15 protein-coding genes and 1 tRNA gene are annotated in these 15,159 nt (G+C 43.6%); 3 read left to right on the top strand and 13 right to left on the bottom strand.

Annotation, left to right across the window (positions count from 1 at the left end):
- Positions 1 to 11: 11 nt before the first annotated feature.
- From M3M36_RS04570 to M3M36_RS04560, 3 genes are read left to right on the top strand one after another with little or no spacing between them, the layout of a single operon-like run.
- Positions 12 to 710: an amino acid ABC transporter permease gene (locus tag M3M36_RS04570; protein ID WP_252773428.1), complete on the top strand. Its 699-nt coding sequence runs from the start codon at positions 12 to 14 to the stop codon at positions 708 to 710.
- Positions 707 to 1,441 (top strand): amino acid ABC transporter ATP-binding protein, encoded by a 735-nt coding sequence (locus M3M36_RS04565; RefSeq protein ID WP_252773427.1) that lies wholly within the window; start codon positions 707 to 709, stop codon positions 1,439 to 1,441. The genes M3M36_RS04570 and M3M36_RS04565 overlap by 4 nt, the downstream gene beginning before the upstream one ends.
- Positions 1,441 to 2,355: a DNA/RNA non-specific endonuclease gene (locus tag M3M36_RS04560; RefSeq protein WP_252773426.1), complete on the top strand. Its 915-nt coding sequence runs from the start codon at positions 1,441 to 1,443 to the stop codon at positions 2,353 to 2,355. Before M3M36_RS04565 ends, M3M36_RS04560 begins: the two co-directional genes overlap by 1 nt.
- A gap of 118 nt (positions 2,356 to 2,473) precedes the next feature.
- On the opposite strand, the gene M3M36_RS04555 is transcribed toward M3M36_RS04560, so the two are convergent.
- The 13 genes from M3M36_RS04555 to M3M36_RS04495 all read right to left on the bottom strand — a co-directional run bounded on the left by M3M36_RS04555 (position 2,474) and on the right by M3M36_RS04495 (position 15,081).
- Positions 2,474 to 2,557 (bottom strand) — tRNA-Leu (locus tag M3M36_RS04555).
- Positions 2,558 to 2,635: 78 nt separating this feature from the next.
- Positions 2,636 to 2,986 carry an ArsR/SmtB family transcription factor gene (locus M3M36_RS04550; RefSeq protein WP_252773425.1) on the bottom strand — a complete coding sequence of 117 codons (351 nt, stop codon included), beginning with the start codon at positions 2,984 to 2,986 and terminating at the stop codon, positions 2,636 to 2,638.
- Positions 2,987 to 2,993: 7 nt separating this feature from the next.
- Positions 2,994 to 3,596, bottom strand: a complete 603-nt coding sequence (locus M3M36_RS04545) for a cadmium resistance transporter (RefSeq protein ID WP_252773424.1) — start codon at positions 3,594 to 3,596, stop codon at positions 2,994 to 2,996.
- A 136-nt stretch (positions 3,597 to 3,732) separates the two neighbouring features.
- Positions 3,733 to 4,194 (bottom strand): universal stress protein, encoded by a 462-nt coding sequence (locus M3M36_RS04540; RefSeq protein WP_252773423.1) that lies wholly within the window; start codon positions 4,192 to 4,194, stop codon positions 3,733 to 3,735.
- Positions 4,195 to 4,249: 55 nt separating this feature from the next.
- Entirely contained in the window at positions 4,250 to 5,638 is a 1,389-nt protein-coding gene (locus M3M36_RS04535; protein ID WP_252773422.1) for an Nramp family divalent metal transporter, read from the bottom strand.
- 446 nt (positions 5,639 to 6,084) lie between these two features.
- Entirely contained in the window at positions 6,085 to 7,485 is a 1,401-nt protein-coding gene (locus M3M36_RS04530) for an Nramp family divalent metal transporter (protein WP_420842375.1), read from the bottom strand.
- Between the two features lie 401 nt (positions 7,486 to 7,886).
- A complete protein-coding gene (locus tag M3M36_RS04525; RefSeq protein ID WP_252773420.1) occupies positions 7,887 to 8,900 on the bottom strand; it encodes a cation diffusion facilitator family transporter in 1,014 nt (337 codons plus the stop codon).
- Between the two features lie 99 nt (positions 8,901 to 8,999).
- Positions 9,000 to 9,722, bottom strand: a complete 723-nt coding sequence (locus M3M36_RS04520; RefSeq protein ID WP_252773419.1) for an NAD-dependent protein deacylase — start codon at positions 9,720 to 9,722, stop codon at positions 9,000 to 9,002.
- 26 nt (positions 9,723 to 9,748) lie between these two features.
- On the bottom strand, positions 9,749 to 10,720 hold the full coding sequence (locus M3M36_RS04515) for a nitrate ABC transporter ATPase (protein ID WP_252773418.1): 972 nt from the start codon (positions 10,718 to 10,720) through the stop codon (positions 9,749 to 9,751).
- The gene (locus tag M3M36_RS04510) at positions 10,701 to 11,939 is read right to left on the bottom strand and encodes a hydroxymethylglutaryl-CoA reductase (RefSeq protein WP_252773417.1); all 1,239 of its coding nucleotides are present in this window, start codon (positions 11,937 to 11,939) and stop codon (positions 10,701 to 10,703) included. Before M3M36_RS04510 ends, M3M36_RS04515 begins: the two co-directional genes overlap by 20 nt.
- Positions 11,932 to 12,876, bottom strand: a complete 945-nt coding sequence (locus M3M36_RS04505; protein ID WP_252773416.1) for a Ppx/GppA phosphatase family protein — start codon at positions 12,874 to 12,876, stop codon at positions 11,932 to 11,934. Before M3M36_RS04505 ends, M3M36_RS04510 begins: the two co-directional genes overlap by 8 nt.
- Before the next feature lie 109 nt (positions 12,877 to 12,985).
- Complete coding sequence (locus M3M36_RS04500; protein ID WP_252773415.1) at positions 12,986 to 14,149, bottom strand: LCP family glycopolymer transferase; 1,164 nt, start codon at positions 14,147 to 14,149, stop codon at positions 12,986 to 12,988.
- Between the two features lie 209 nt (positions 14,150 to 14,358).
- The gene (locus M3M36_RS04495) at positions 14,359 to 15,081 is read right to left on the bottom strand and encodes a CAP domain-containing protein (protein ID WP_252773414.1); all 723 of its coding nucleotides are present in this window, start codon (positions 15,079 to 15,081) and stop codon (positions 14,359 to 14,361) included.
- Positions 15,082 to 15,159 lie beyond the last annotated feature (78 nt).

Genomic DNA, 15,159 nt, shown 5'->3' with positions numbered 1-15,159 from the left:
GGAACTCTTTCATGACAGATTTTATCGATTTGGCAATTAAATACTTGCCAAGACTGTTAGTGGCGGCTTTTCAATACACCCTGCCGTTGACGGCCATGTCCTTCTTCTTTGGAATAATCTTTGCCATCACCACCGCTTTGATTCGCGTTGCGAAAGCACCGCAAAACGAGTGGGCTGATGCCGCTTTGAAAATTTTAAAGGGTGTTGCCGCTACCTATGTCTGGTTTTTCCGGTCAACGCCAATGTTGGTACAATTGTTCATTGTTTTCTACGGTTTGCCTAACGCACACATTGCTCTGTTCCAATCAGCTTGGGTTTCAGCCATCACCGTCTTTTCTCTGAATACTGGGGCCTATGCTTCCGAATCGATTCGGGCAGCCATCTCATCTGTCTCAGAAGTTCAAAAACAGGCAGCAGAGTCTCTTGGGATGACAACCACACAGGTTTATCTCTACGTTGTTCTACCACAAGCGGCCCGCATTTCAATTCCACCTTTGTCGAACTCGCTAATTTCCCTGTTAAAAGACACGTCACTGGCTTCCGTCATTACGATTGTCGAGATGTTTTACCTTTCTCAACAAATTGCCGCCACAAACTATAAGGTCCTTTCGATGTATATCCTCGTAGCCATGGTCTATGCCCTCTTTACGTCGCTGCTTTCGATCGGCCAACACTACTTAGAAAAGTACACATCGAGGTTTGCCCAATGATTAAAGTTGAAAATTTAAGCAAAAAGTACCCCGATAAAAATGCCCTGGATAACATTTCCGTCACCTTCCCGGCTGAGGAAACGACCGCCATTGTAGGACCTTCTGGCTCAGGAAAGTCAACTCTCTTGCACTCGCTCAATTTGCTTGAACGACCAACGAGCGGACGGTTGATTGTCGATGAGCTTGACCTAGATCTCAACAAAACGCTCACTCAGGTGCAGGTGCTTGATGTTCGAAAGCATTTCGGGATGGTCTTTCAAGAAAAAGCCCTCTTTACTCATTTAACTGTTCTCAAAAATTTAACTGAAGGACCCACTAAGGTTAAAAAAATCAGTCAAGAAAAAGCCTTAAAAAAAGCCCACGACCTGCTCAAGCAGTTTAATATGGAAGAGCTAGCTAATCGCTACCCCTATCAGCTATCCGGCGGCCAACAACAGCGGGTAGCCATTTTAAGAGCGCTAGCTATGGAACCCCAATATCTTCTCTTAGATGAACCCACTTCTGCTTTGGATCCCGAGTTAGAAGCCCAAGTCCTTCGTGTTCTACGCAAATTGGCTCAAAAAGAAACCTCCATGATTATCGTCACCCACAACATGGCCTTTGCACAGCAAGTAGCCGACAAAATTGTCTTTATCGACAACGGTCATGTTGGCTATGACGGCAAGACTGAAGACTTCTTCAATTCAAACGATCCACGGATCAAACAATTCTTAGGAGCAATGACTTTCTAATGACAAAAAAACGTGCTTATAGGCAGCGGCCCAACCGGCCCAAGCACTTTGGTTCGGCCGTCACAGCCTTAATTTTGGTTGTGGCGGCTTTGTCGTTCTTACCAGGTAAAAACGGCCATAACCAAGGTTACCAAAAAACAAACACAACGACTGCGAGCCAAAGCCTCAATCGCTCAAAAACTGCCCCGCGGCCGGCAGCCACAACCAATTCCGACCAGGACCTCTTAAAGATTAAATGGGACGGCACGCTCGACGGTGACATCGTCCACATTAACCAAAATCAAGCCACCTTTACCAGCCAGGAATTACAGCAGACCTTCCCAGCTCAAAGCGGCAACAAATTACGACCAACCAATGGTTTAGCCTTATCCGCCCTTGATTCTCTCGGTCGGTCCGGACAAGCAAACTTTGTGGCTACTAAAGCCAGCATGGATGCAGTCACTAAGCGGCCCGCCCGCATTCCCGAAAGTGTTCGCCCTTCTGGTTGGTATATCAACGATCATTTTACCGGAAGTTCCTGGGTTGGCGGCTACCATAAAAATCCACAGGTAAACCTTGGTGGCAGCAAACAAGCTCTTTGGAACAAGTCCCATATTGTTGGCTACCAATTCTTCGGGATGGCCACCATGGTGACCGAGAATATGACAACGGGAACCCGGGTAGAAAATGCCTATCCCGGACAGTTAGTCCCCGAAGATGATATTCGCAATGCCCTGAAAACAACCCCTAATATTAGCATTCGTGGCCAGGTCACACCACTTTATAACGGCACTGACCGCCTACCACAGGGTGTCCATTACATGGCAAAATCAGTAGAAGATAACGGTCAAACCCTAAATCTGAACTACTGGATTTTTAACGTCGAACCCGGCGTTACCATTAATTACCAAACTGGTGATGCCCAGGTTAATTGACCAATCATCGAATCACAACAAAAAGACCGCTCACCATGATGACATGGTCGCGGTCTTTTTCTTTGACTATTTAGATAAGAAAAAACAGCTAACAAAGTTAGCTGTTTGCTCTCATGAATGCCCTCGGTGGGAGTCGAACCCACACGGTGTTGCCACCACTGGATTTTGAGTCCAGCGCGTCTGCCAATTCCGCCACAAGGGCATTGCTGTATTTCACAACTATATTAGTATATCAACGGCAGATAAAACTGTCAACAAAAAAATATATTTTTTATCATTTTTATTTGTGGTTTTTCTTGGCTGCGGCTTGCTCTTCAGCCACCGCTTCAGCGTGGCTCATTTCCCGCAAAACGTGGTCCACATGATGCTCGGCATTATTGAGCAAGGTTAAAATATGGGAATCATTCAGCTGATAGTAGACAGACCGTCCCACTTTTTCCACCGTGACAACCTGTGCCTCTCGAAGCATTTGTAGCTGATGAGAAACGGCAGACTGCTCCATCGAGAGCTGATCCACAATTTCAGAAACCGAACAAGGTTTCTCGCGCAATAGGGCTAGAATTGCTAAGCGCCTTTCCGACCCCAGCAATTTGAAAATTATACTTAATTCATGTTGGACATCTTTTTTCATATCCCTATTATAACAAGGAAAGTAAGTGTGTCACCGTTCCAGCATCAAATAAAATGTAAATCCCCAAGACTACATAGACCAGTAATTGCATAAAATCACCATAACGTTCGAAGAAATTTTGAACCTTTTGCACCTTTGCTAATCGGTAAGCCAGGAAAATGCAACTTGTCAAAATGACTGTAAACATTAAAAAGATAATCGGTAAGACTAACCAATTAGCTAATAAGAAATAAGGAATATAGAGCGCAAGGTTATCAGCACCACAGCCAGCAATCGTCATCCAAACCACTGTCAAAATAATTCGTTGATGCGGTGTTTCTTGAACCTTAGTAACAAAAACCTCGCCCTCCTCTTCTTCCTCATCTGAGAAATAATTTTTCAAGCCAATCGCAATCGGCACCAGGCCTAAAAATCCTAAAAGCCATTCGGCAGGTATTTGCTTGAGTACACCACCAATTAACAAAGCGACTCCCACTAACAGAGCGTTCCCGAGATAGGCACCCAAAACAATTGGCCGGACCTGCGACTTCTGACGAAAAGTGGCAAATAGTAAAACTAAAATCACGAAATAATCTGATGTTGTTCCTAAATATGAAAAAAATCCTGTCATTAACGTTGCTATCATTAACTGCTCCTTTTATATGAATAAGTTTTCATCTTTAACCCATTCAGTATAACATGAAATTTTATTCATGTATAGAACATAAAAAAACTGATAACCATTGGTTATTAGTTTTTGGATAAAATTAATCCTTAACGATCAAAACAGAAATTTTAGCGTTACGGGCGATGTAAGCAGCCTGTGAACCGATTGATTCAAAGAAGCCTTCATGTGAGTGAGCCCCAACAACGATTAAATCAGCCCCAACCTGTGGTGCGATTTCATCGTTTAAAATTTCACCAGCCTTGATACCGTCGTCAAAGACAACTTTCACGTTTTTCAATCCTTGTGAAAGTGCATAATCACGGTACTTAACCAGATTGTTTTCCAATTCTTGACGCTTTTCTTTGATGAAGTCTAAGTGTAAAGCGGAAATCGTTGACAAGTCCCCCATTTCCAAAATTGTCGCAATAATTAATTGCGAATTATCTTCACGAGCTTGGTGAATTGCGTTTGACAAGGCGTGGTAGCCTTGCTCTGATTCATCAACACCAACAAGAATTGTCTTAAATTGCTTTGGTTCTACATCTAATTTTAATTCAGCCATTATTTGCCTCCAGTGAATGTTAGAACATCGTTACAACTTCGGTATCTTTACTGATTTATCCGAAATATTGTGGGAAGAATTGGTCAAGAACCAACCAAACATTAATGGCAGTCAAGACAGCAAAACAAATCCAACCAGTCCAAGTAATCCACTTACGGTTAGCATATTCGCCCATAATCTTCTTTGAAGAAGTAAAGTAGATTAATGGTGCCATTGAGAATGGCAAGGCAATTGACAAGAAGACCTGTGTGGCAGTAATCAGGTTATCCAACTGAGCTTCGTTACCACCGTAAATAATGGTAATCGCCAAAACCGGAACCAAGGCGATTCCACGGGTAATGACACGACGGAGCCACATTGGCACACGTAAGTGCAAGAAACCTTCCATGATAATTTCACCGGTCAAAGTACCAGTAATTGTTGAGTTTTGTCCGGAAGCCAACAAGGCCAGGGCAAACAACGTTGACAAGATTGGTGAGGCAATCGCACCGGCAATCTTTGTGTCACCCAAGGCATTATACATGGACTTAAATGAGTCCAATTCTTGAGCATGTCCGAAGAACAAGGCGGCACCAACAACCAAAAGCAAAGTGTTCACCACAAAGGCTAACGTCAATTGGATGTTTGAATCCCAAGTCATCAACCTGACAGCATCATGAACTTCTTCAGGGTTTTCATGATCAACCTTACGAGTTTGTGAAATTGATGAGTGCAAGTACAAGTTGTGTGGCATGACCGTGGCACCAATGATACCAGCGGTCAAGATCAAAGGACTCTGCAGTCCCTTCAGTGATTCAGGTGAAATCACCTTTGGTTGTGGCACATAGCCATAGAACAATGATGCCCAGTCAGGCTTTGACAAGATTGTCAGATAAATGAAAACAACCAGGATGGTCATAATCAAAGTCATCACAATCGCTTCTATCTTACGGAAACCGAACTTCATCAGCAACAACAGTAAGATAACATCAAGAGCCGTCAAGAACACCGTGATCAGAAGTGGCCAGCCAAAGAGCAAGTTCAAGGCAATGGCACCACCGACAACTTCGGCGATGTCCGTTGCAATCAAGGCTAACTCCGTCATCACCCAAAGTGAGTAACGGCCAAACTTGTTCGTTCGGTTACCAGTAGCCTGAGCCAAATCTTCTTGTTTCACAATACCTAACTTACCAGCCATGTATTGCAAAAGCATCGCAATCAGTGAAGAAATCAAAACAATTGACAGCAACAGGTAGTGGTAAGAAGCACCACCGGCTACTGACGTTACCCAATTACCTGGATCCATGTAACCCACGGCAACCAGGGCACCAGGGCCTGAGAATGCCAGCAAGCGCCGCCAAAAAGGGGCGCCCTTTGGCACTTCAATCGTGCCGTTTACTTCTTGCAAACTCTTATCGCCCGTGTGTTCGATAAGGGAATGGCTCTTCTTTACGGGATTATCCATAATATCTCTCCTTCGGAATTCTCCTTAGGGACAAAGCAATTAAATTCTCACTCGAAAAAACGACCAAAGTAAAAAAGCAGTCTTCCACCCTGATCTCATTGAAATTTAGGCAGACCGGTCAATCCACCATGTATTTTTTTCAAGTGCTAAATAATTTTCATAAAGGATTTCATTCAACTTGGTTGTTGAAAGCTTATGAAAGCTACTTAACTCAATGACTTCTTCCTAAGTCTATAGTAAGTATTACACCTGACAATTCTAAGGTCAAGTGATATTTTTGTAATGTTGCAAACCAATTGTAACATTTTCAGTCAAAAGACCGCTATACCAATCTTAAAGAATCATAAATGATTTAAATTTCACTTAATCTTTTTCTGATTTTCCCTGGTTTTTCACAATAAAAAAAGGAATTATTCTAAATTAAATTGAAATCATTGTCATTTTCCTTAAGCAAAAAACTGACCTACTTGTTCAAAAACAAGCCAAATATTGAGCACTGTTAGAACCATAAAGCAAATCCAGCCAACGATGGTCACACTTCTTTTGTTCACAAACTGTCCCATGATTTCCTTGGAGGAAGTAAAATAAAGCAACGGTGCCATCGAAAATGGTAGAACAACAGAAAGGAAAACTTGCGTACCAGTAATCAAAGCATCCAAATCACGTTCATTGCCGCCATACAAAACAGCAATGACAATCACTGGTATTAAAGCGACGCCACGGGTAATCACGCGCCGCAACCACATCGGAATCTGAAAGTGTAAGAAACCCTCCATAATAATTTCACCGGCCAAAGTCCCAGTAATAGTCGAGTTTTGCCCGGATGCCAATAGCGCCACTGCGAACAACGTTGAGAGCACTGGTGAGGCAATCGCACCAGCCATTTGCTGATTTTCTAAGGCCAAGTACATGCCTTTAAATGATGCCAATTGGTTGGCGTGGCCATAAAAAAGGGCCGCACCAACAATTAAGAGTAAGGCATTGACAATCAAGGCTATGGTCAGCTGGACGTTTGAATCCCAAGCCATCCACTTGATAGCCTCTTTAATTTCGGCAGGCTTTTCCTGATCAACTTGGCGGGTTTGAACAATCGATGAATGCAAGTAAAGGTTGTGCGGTGTGACCGTGGCACCAATAATGCCGGCCGTTAAAAACAGCGGACTCGATAATCCATGAATTGCCCGGGTTGAAACCACTTCTTTTTGTGGTAATAATCCGCCAAATACACCTGCCAAATCAGGTTTTGCTAAGAAAACCAAGTATAGGCAAACAAATAAAATTGTTAAAATCAGGGTCATGACAATCGCTTCAATTTTACGAAAGCCGAACTTCATCAGCCCTAGCAATAAGATGACATCAAAGGCCGTCATGACAACGGTCAGCAAGAGCGGCCAGCCAAAGAGCAGGTTAAGGGCGATTGCCCCACCGACCACTTCGGCAATATCAGTTGCAATCAAGGCCAGTTCCGTGATCAACCAGAGAAAATACCGTGTCGCTTTCTTAGTTCTTTTAGCCGTTGCCTGGGCTAAGTCTTCTTGGGTTACGATCCCTAGTTTACCAGCCAAATACTGTAACAGCATACCAATAGCAGCCGATAGCATCACAACCGACATCAAGAGATAGTGGTAGGATGCCCCTCCCTGAACGGATGTCACCCAATTGCCAGGGTCCATATAGCCGACAGCGATTAATGCGCCCGGCCCTGAAAATGCAAGGAGGCGGCGCCAGAATGAACCAGACTTCGGGACGACGATTGTCCCGTTGACCTGTGCCAGGCTTTTATTCTGAGTGCCGCCTTGCGTGAGCAATGCGCCATGTGGCTGATTATCAGTGGTTTGTTGTACCATCATGATCATGATTCTCCTTTGGAAAATTAGATTCCTCAGGAAGTCATCAAACGAATTAAATTGTCTTGAAAATCATCATTTTTTCAGTACCACTAAAAATGCCAAAAAAGACCAGCAATTTTGTGGCCGAAAAGGATGCAAGTGCTAAATAATTTTCATAACGTCCGCCAAGTACAAGCTTGAAGTCTTATGAAAGCTAGTTAACCCGATTGGTCTTCCTGAGTTCTCGTTCATCATACACTGGTGAGAGCTCAGGTCAAGGACAAACTAATTTTTATGCCCAGTAGTCATGAAAACTGCAAAAGAAAAACGCCATGACAACAGTCATCTTAGCGCTTTATCTCTTTTATTAAATTTCACCTTGAAATTAACTTTTGCTGGCCATTTTTACTGGCAAGACTTTAAATCGTATTACAATTTTCTTGATGTTCGGCTGCTTCTAACTGAATCGTGACATGTTGGATGGCAAAATCTGTTTTCAAATCATCCTCAATTTGAGTTAAAAATTCCTGACCGTGGTCCTGATCAAAAACATTATCAGCGACGGATAAATGCACTGTTAACGCCGTTTCAGTAGTCGAAAGTGGCCAGATATGCAAGTCATGCATCGCCAACACTCCCGCTTGGCTGACCAAATACTGACTGATGGCAAACTCATCAACCGCCTCCGGTACGGCATTAATCGCTAGATTGACAGTTTCTCGCATCACTGGCCAAGCAGAAGCCAAGATAATCACGCCAATCATCAGCGATACAATTGGGTCAATCATCTGCCAACCAGTCAAATCAATCAACCAACCTGCTACAATGACGCCAAGCGAAACCCCAGCATCCGAAAGCAAGTGTAGATAGGCCGTTTTCGCATTTAAATCCTGACCATGCTGGTGACCATGTTCATCAGGTGTATTCGAAACCTTAAACAAAAGAGCTGTTGCTAGATTGACCACAATTCCGATTGCTGCCACAATGGTGATAATTGTCCCGTTTGTGTGAACTTGTCCTGGCGCAATTAAGTCACGAACCCCTTCGATAAAAATCGTTCCAACCGCAAAGAGCAACAAAATCATATTAAAAATTGAAGCTAAAATCGATACGTTATGCCAACCATAAGTCTTCTTTCTAGTCGCCTTGATCGCAAACACGAGAACGGCTAACCAAGCAATGACAAGTGCCAACACATCAGACAGATTATGAAAAGCGTCTGCAAACAAGGCTGTTGAATGAGCAACTTTGGCAAAGACTAATTCACTTAAAACAAAAACTAGATTAACGGTAATCCCGATAATATAAGGCTTTTGCGATAGCTGTTGCGGTGTGGCATGCCCATGATTATGTGCCTGTATTTTCTGTTGACTCGGTGTTCTTGGTGCATGAACAGCGGCATTCTGCCGGTTGTCGCCTTGATCATTCGTCATAAAACTTCCTCCTGAAAAACATATTAATCTTTTTTCATATAAATTACAAACAAAAAACCTCCGTCTTGTAGACAAAGGTTTAAAATAACTGATTTACTTTCATTTGGATGTGGTCTTGACGACCAGTTCCTCAAAAAACTGACCTGCATCCCCCGCAATTTGTTCAACTTGACCCGGTACCGGGATGGCGGTTAGATTAACCGCCATTAATTTTGCGGTTGGCTTAGCGTAGGCCAAAAGCCCCGCGAAGGGATAAACGCGAAAGGACGTCCCAACAACCACAACCAAATCAGCCTGCTGTACCCAAGAAATCGCTTCTTGAATGTACTTTGGTTGCTCTCCATAAAAAGTAATATCCGGTCTAATTTTTGCATGATCAGATAGCCGATACAAACTCTTTTGATATTCGGCTAATGTCACCTTGGCGCCATCTTTGGGAACATACAAGTTGTAGAGTGAGCCATGAAATCGAATCAGACGGTCTTGCTTGACGCCGGCAGCAACATCCAAATCATCAATATTTTGAGTGATAATTCGGCCACGGCCCGCTTGAGTAAAGGCTGCCATCTTTTCATGAATGACATTTGGCTTAGCAGCTGGAAAATAAAGATTTTCCTGCATAAACTGGTACTGAATTTCTGGAATTTCAGCAAAAGCTTGGTCGGACAAAAGATATTCCGGCGCAAGGTCAAGTCCTTGATAAACGCCATTTTTTGATCGATAATCCGGAATATCAGAAAGAGTCGAAACCCCCGCTCCGGTCATAAAAACAATCGATTTTGCTTGATCAAAGTTTTCTTGAACTGCTGGGCTAACAAGCATTGTCTTCCCCTCTTTCAATCACAATGTTACTGACGCAAAATATATGGCAAGGCCAATTTTGTTAACAACTCCTTAACAGATGTTTGGTATAGTTCAGTAAAAAATTTCGGCCGATCAGCCTCATTCTTTGGGGGTGTCACCACAAAAGTATTTTGATGGTCTTGCTTACCAACGCCAACAAAAGCGGTTTCCTTCGTTTGGAAATCAGTCATTTCAGAATGGAAAACTTCATAAAGGTTGGCAACCGGTCCATCCAACTGCCGTTGCGACAAAACTGGTGTCAAAGTCACGTATTGGTTAGCGTTAACCGTTGGCAACTCTAATTCGGTCAAGCTTTCATCTAATCCCGCAAACAAGCGCAACATCTGCTTACGGATTTGTCGAGCATCCTTCAAATTAGCCGCCAAAATTGGCGCAGCTAATTTTTCAGCCTGTACAGTCGCCCGCGGATAGTCCTCTTTTAATGTCGCCAGCGCGTCCGCTACCAATGGAGACAAGCCGACCCTATCAGCTGCCGCCAAAAAGATTTGTGCGTCCAAAACTGTTAGCAAGCGGAAAAGGTCCTCACCATCGACCTTAGCTGTTTCGACCGACAATTCATCTTGAACACCGGCCAGGAAAGCGCCGACAGTCTCAGCGGTCAAGAAGCCTTGCTTTGCTAACTCTTGATAAGTGATGGCATGCAGAACAGTCCGATGCAAACGGGTTGCAATCGTGATTAACTGTTGGTCAAGGTCCTCATCGTTAAAGGTCAAAGCAAAATAAATTTGTGGCGTAATCCCATTCAAGGTCAAAACTAACTGCAAAAGTTCATTACCTAGGACAAAATCAGCTTCCGTTTGGTCGGGTACTTCAATCAACAGGCGGTCTGCCAAAGCAGACTGTTCGGCACGGTCAATACGAAGCATCCCATCCTGTTTCTGCCCAACTCGGGTCATCACGGTACCAGGATAGATCTGATTGGCCTGCTCTAAGAGCTCATTTAACTTCGGATTCATGGTGACGCAGTTCTCCTAATAATTTTTTTGCATTTTCTTCGTTAATTACTGATGCCTTGGCTAATTTTTTAGCCAATGGCACAATTTCTTCTTTCGTTGCCCCAACTGAAATGGCCAGTAAACGGGCTTGCATGCGCATGTGCCCGGCTTGAATGCCTTCGCCTGCAATTGCCTTTAAGGCAGCCAGGTTCGAGCTAAGGCCAACAGACAAAACGATTTTTTTCATTTCATCTAATGTTGGGTTGCCCAACAAGGCCAAATTATCCTGTGCTTTGGTCAGACCGGAAATGGCGCCACCAACAAGACCAAGATTCAATGGCAGAGAAAACTCCCCCTCTAAAAATTCGTGGTCAGCGCTCACTCGCCAGTTAGTGAGCGCCTGATACTGTCCTGTCCGGCTAGCATAGGCATGTCCTGCGGCTTCAACCGCGCGCCAATCGTTTCCCAATGCCAAAACAACGGCAGATAGACCGTTAAAAATGCCCTTATTTTCAGTTACAGCCCTGTCCGGGTCAACCTTGGCAAAATCAGCTAAGTCAACAATTCGCTGGGCAGCAGCAATGCCTCCCAAGGCTGTGACTGGCACACGGCCAGTAACACTGACCACGCTTTGGTGACCCGCATTGGTCAAAATTGCTCCTAAAATTTGTTCATCAAAGGGCGCAAAAATTGCCCGAATACTCTCCAAGATGGTATTAACGGCATTTGCCCCCATTGACTGGCTAGTATCAACTAGAATATCCAGGCTTGCCCGGTGACCACTAACATGACGGAGGTTAATGCTCCTTAAACCACCACCACGACGATAAAGGCTTGGTTTTGCCTCTTCAGCCGCTTGAAAAATTTCGTATTTGTTGGCCGTTACAAAAGACTGCAGCTGCTCAAAATCAATGTTTTCAAAGAGAATTTGCCCGCCCAGGATTGCCTGGCTGGTACCAGCACTTTTAAAGCCACCACCCATTTTAAACAGGCGGGCACCGTTATTCGCCGCTGCAATGACAGAGGGCTCTTCAGTGACCATTGGTACTTGATAAAACTGGTTATCTAAAACTAAATGCCTGACCATTCCCTCTGGCAAGGAAAAATCAGTCAAATAATTCTCAACTAAATCCTGGTGTGCAACTTCTTGGTCTTTTACGAACCGCGCCATCATTTCTTCTGGCAAGTTCAATAAGTCGAGTCGTTCTTCTGGCGTTAATTCGTAAAATTTTTTAGTCATCGATTTCTTCTTTTTCCTCAAACAGGCTTTCAATTAGTCCTTCGCGAACACCAGATTCTGAAAAGATTACCTGGGGTGCATTTAAAACACTAATTAAGTTCAGTACCGGCAACAGGCCCGATATGATGATATCGGCCCGATTTTTCTCTAATCCGGCAAGATGTTCCCGATCAGCTCGAGACATCTGAGCAATCTGATGAAAAATTTTGCCAACCTGGTTGGCTGGCATCATAAAACCGTGGAGGGCCTTTGGATGATACACCAATTCTTTTTGTTCGGCCATTTTTGCTAAGGATCGATTTGCTCCACCTAAAAGAATAACCGGTAGGTTTTGACAATCATCGAGAAAATCCAACTGGCGATAAGCGGCCTGAATATCCGTGTTCGCCTGTTCAATATTAGCTTCATCAATCCTGTCAGCCAAATGATAGCGCTCCGAAAGGTTAACCGCGCCAAAGGGAACCGATACCTCAGCTAACGCCTGGCCATTTTTAAAGGGGATTAATTCGACAGATGCACCACCAGTGTCTAAAATGACACCATTGAGCACATCCGGCAACGCCTCTCGAACACCGAGAAAATCGTAGTGAGCCTCTTCTTGACCAGTCAAGACTCGGAAGCTAATTTCTGCTTCGTCTCTGACCCGCTCCAAAAATTCTGCTTGATTCTTAGCAGAACGGACTGCCGCCGTTGTGATGGCGTAAACCTCACTAACTTGATAATCTTCAATTTTTTGCCGATACTTCTGCAAAACCTTAATGGTCCGAGCCATTGGTTCCTCTTGCAAAATCAGATTCCGCCCCATGTTTTGCGAAAGTCTTGTATCTTCCTTTACGCGCAAAATCTCCGTGTAGCTTTCATTTGAATGTAATTGTTCAATCACTAACCGCGTCGAATTACTGCCCAAGTCGATAATGGCAATTTTTCTATCTTGCATATCAGACCCCAATCGTTTGATTATTACTCAGTATAACACGAATAATCGTCAAGAAAAAAGCCAGCCGAGGCGTTTTTATCGCCACTAGCTGACTGTTTGATTCAAAGATTTATTGAACTAATTTCTCATTAATTTGTGCTAAAGCATAGGCCGCCGAACGCAACTGAGCAGATGGCACATCACTAGCAAACTGAGAACCAGTTTCCTTAGCTTTCAAACCAAGCTGAGACCTTAAGAGGTTTGTTATCCGTTGTTTCTCGGAGGTTGGCACCATCTGGTAAGAAACACCTTCGTACATCACGCCCTGACCTTGCAAATGATCAGAAACTTGGTTTTCGACAGCACCACGATACTTCTGGGCAATTTTAACAATGTCGTTAAAGGACAAATCCGTCTGAGCATTCTTTGAAATTGCCTTGACGAAACTTGGATCAATCAACGTCTTAATGTTAACTGCCTTCTTAAGCATTGCTTCCAATACCAAGCGCTGGCGTTGTTGACGACCATAATCACCTTGTGGGTCATCATAGCGCATCCGTGAAAAGGCCAATGCAGCATCACCATCCATTACTGTCTTACTTGCTGACCAAGTCACACCGTTATCCGTTGACTTTTCATAAGAAGTCGAACCTTTGTGGAAGCGATACAAATCTGGGCCATAATCATGAGCCGTTGCTTGACTATATTGGAAGGAGAGTGGTGATTTAACTGAAACACCGCCAACCTTCTTAACTAAGGTTTCTAAGCCCTTCATATTAACTAGCGCATAAGTATCAATTGGCACATTCAAGTAATTTTGCACAGCCTTCATGGAAGCACCAACCCCATCCAAACTATAGGCGGCATTTAACTTCTGTGGGAAGGTATCCTCATCACCAGGAATAGCCGTCATAATATCACGTGGAATCGAGACCATTGTGACCTTATTTTGCGTTGGATTAACGGTAGCAACCATCATTGAATCACTTAAACCAGTCCGATCACGATCAAGTTCGCCAGTATCAGTTCCCAAAATCAAAATTGAGAATGACTTACCTTGGGCAATCAAACTTGAGACATTGCGGGTCTTTGAAATTTTAGCCGATTTTTGTATTGAATCAATGGAACCTTTATATTCGCTATAGAGGTAAGCACCCCAACCGATTACACCAACCACAATGGCAAGCAGGATATATAAAATCCAACGTTTCACACGACTCTTCTTTTTCTTTGTTTGACGGACTTCATCAAACCGTCTTTGCCGTGAAAATTCATTATTATTTTGATCTGCCATAAGAACTTCGACACTCCATTTTTTCGCCGTATTTGCGCGCTTCCTGACTGCGCCCTCATGTTTTCTTATCTTACCACAAATGTAGTTGAATCAATAAAATATGGAGCTATTTGTCTACTTACTAACCATATTTAACTTTTTCTTAAACAAAAAAACACCTACATACTAATGTAAGTGTTTTAGTTTAAATTAAGATTAATCGATTAAGATTAGCCAGCGATACCAACGATAGTACCGTCAACGATGCCAAATCCAACCTTTGTGAAGCTGGCGTTCATCAACCAGTTACGGTGAGCTGGTGCAGCAATCATACCAGTTTCGTTGTACCATGCATCAACAACTTGGCTTGGAGCCCAGTCGATAGCAACAACTTCAGGTCCTGCAACTTGTTGCATGTGACCAGTTGGCAAACCACCATTTGCAACGGCATTTTCAGCACGTGATTGTGCACGAGCAGCCAATGAAGCATCGTATGATACAGGTGCCAAACCAGCAGCTGCACGCTTAGCGTTCATAGCGTTGATGATTGTCTGAACTGAACCATTGGCACCAGCTGAGTAAGTGCTGTAATCAGTTGATGAAGTAGTGGTAGCAGCTTGTGCCTGAGTGTTTGTAGTTGTAGTAGCTTGTGTCTGAGTAGTTGCTACAGAAGCAGTAGCAGTAGCAGTTGTTGCAGCAGTTGTGTTGTCAGCTGCGGCTGCGGCTGTTCCATCAGTCTTGATAACGTCACCAACAAAAATCAAGTTAACGTTTTGAATGTTGTTCTTAGCAGCCAAGTCATCAACAGTCGTGTTGTTGTTGGCAGCGATTTGTGACAAGGTATCCCCTGCCTTAACAGTAATATCGTTGGCTGAAGCAACTGCTCCGGCACCTGCAAACGCAGCTGCACCAGCCACCGTCGCTAAAATAGTTTTGGTAATAGTATTCTTCATGAGAGACATCTCCATTTTTTTCTGCTTATGTTTGATCAGTAAGTGCTTAACTTATGCTTAATCTATATATTCATTTTA

The organism is Fructobacillus americanaquae (genome assembly GCF_024029775.1).
Taxonomy (GTDB): Bacteria; Bacillota; Bacilli; order Lactobacillales; family Lactobacillaceae; genus Fructobacillus; species Fructobacillus americanaquae.
The sequence above is the reverse complement of the archived record's forward strand: the minus strand, read 5'-3'. Positions and strand labels throughout refer to the sequence as shown.

Excerpts from the sequence above, each read along its gene's own strand:
- M3M36_RS04500 (WP_252773415.1), bottom strand. The coding sequence starts at position 14,149 with ATGGCAGATCAAAATAATAATGAATTTTCACGGCAAAGACGGTTTGAT.
- M3M36_RS04495 (WP_252773414.1), bottom strand. The coding sequence starts at position 15,081 with ATGAAGAATACTATTACCAAAACTATTTTAGCGACGGTGGCTGGTGCA.
- M3M36_RS04510 (WP_252773417.1), bottom strand. The coding sequence starts at position 11,939 with ATGACTAAAAAATTTTACGAATTAACGCCAGAAGAACGACTCGACTTA.
- M3M36_RS04550 (WP_252773425.1), bottom strand. The coding sequence starts at position 2,986 with ATGAAAAAAGATGTCCAACATGAATTAAGTATAATTTTCAAATTGCTG.
- M3M36_RS04520 (WP_252773419.1), bottom strand. The coding sequence starts at position 9,722 with ATGCTTGTTAGCCCAGCAGTTCAAGAAAACTTTGATCAAGCAAAATCG.
- M3M36_RS04515 (WP_252773418.1), bottom strand. The coding sequence starts at position 10,720 with ATGAATCCGAAGTTAAATGAGCTCTTAGAGCAGGCCAATCAGATCTAT.
- M3M36_RS04570 (WP_252773428.1), top strand. The coding sequence starts at position 12 with ATGACAGATTTTATCGATTTGGCAATTAAATACTTGCCAAGACTGTTA.
- M3M36_RS04540 (WP_252773423.1), bottom strand. The coding sequence starts at position 4,194 with ATGGCTGAATTAAAATTAGATGTAGAACCAAAGCAATTTAAGACAATT.
- M3M36_RS04530 (WP_420842375.1), bottom strand. The coding sequence starts at position 7,485 with ATGGTACAACAAACCACTGATAATCAGCCACATGGCGCATTGCTCACG.
- M3M36_RS04505 (WP_252773416.1), bottom strand. The coding sequence starts at position 12,876 with ATGCAAGATAGAAAAATTGCCATTATCGACTTGGGCAGTAATTCGACG.
- M3M36_RS04560 (WP_252773426.1), top strand. The coding sequence starts at position 1,441 with ATGACAAAAAAACGTGCTTATAGGCAGCGGCCCAACCGGCCCAAGCAC.
- M3M36_RS04565 (WP_252773427.1), top strand. The coding sequence starts at position 707 with ATGATTAAAGTTGAAAATTTAAGCAAAAAGTACCCCGATAAAAATGCC.
- M3M36_RS04525 (WP_252773420.1), bottom strand. The coding sequence starts at position 8,900 with ATGACGAATGATCAAGGCGACAACCGGCAGAATGCCGCTGTTCATGCA.
- M3M36_RS04545 (WP_252773424.1), bottom strand. The coding sequence starts at position 3,596 with ATGACAGGATTTTTTTCATATTTAGGAACAACATCAGATTATTTCGTG.
- M3M36_RS04535 (WP_252773422.1), bottom strand. The coding sequence starts at position 5,638 with ATGGATAATCCCGTAAAGAAGAGCCATTCCCTTATCGAACACACGGGC.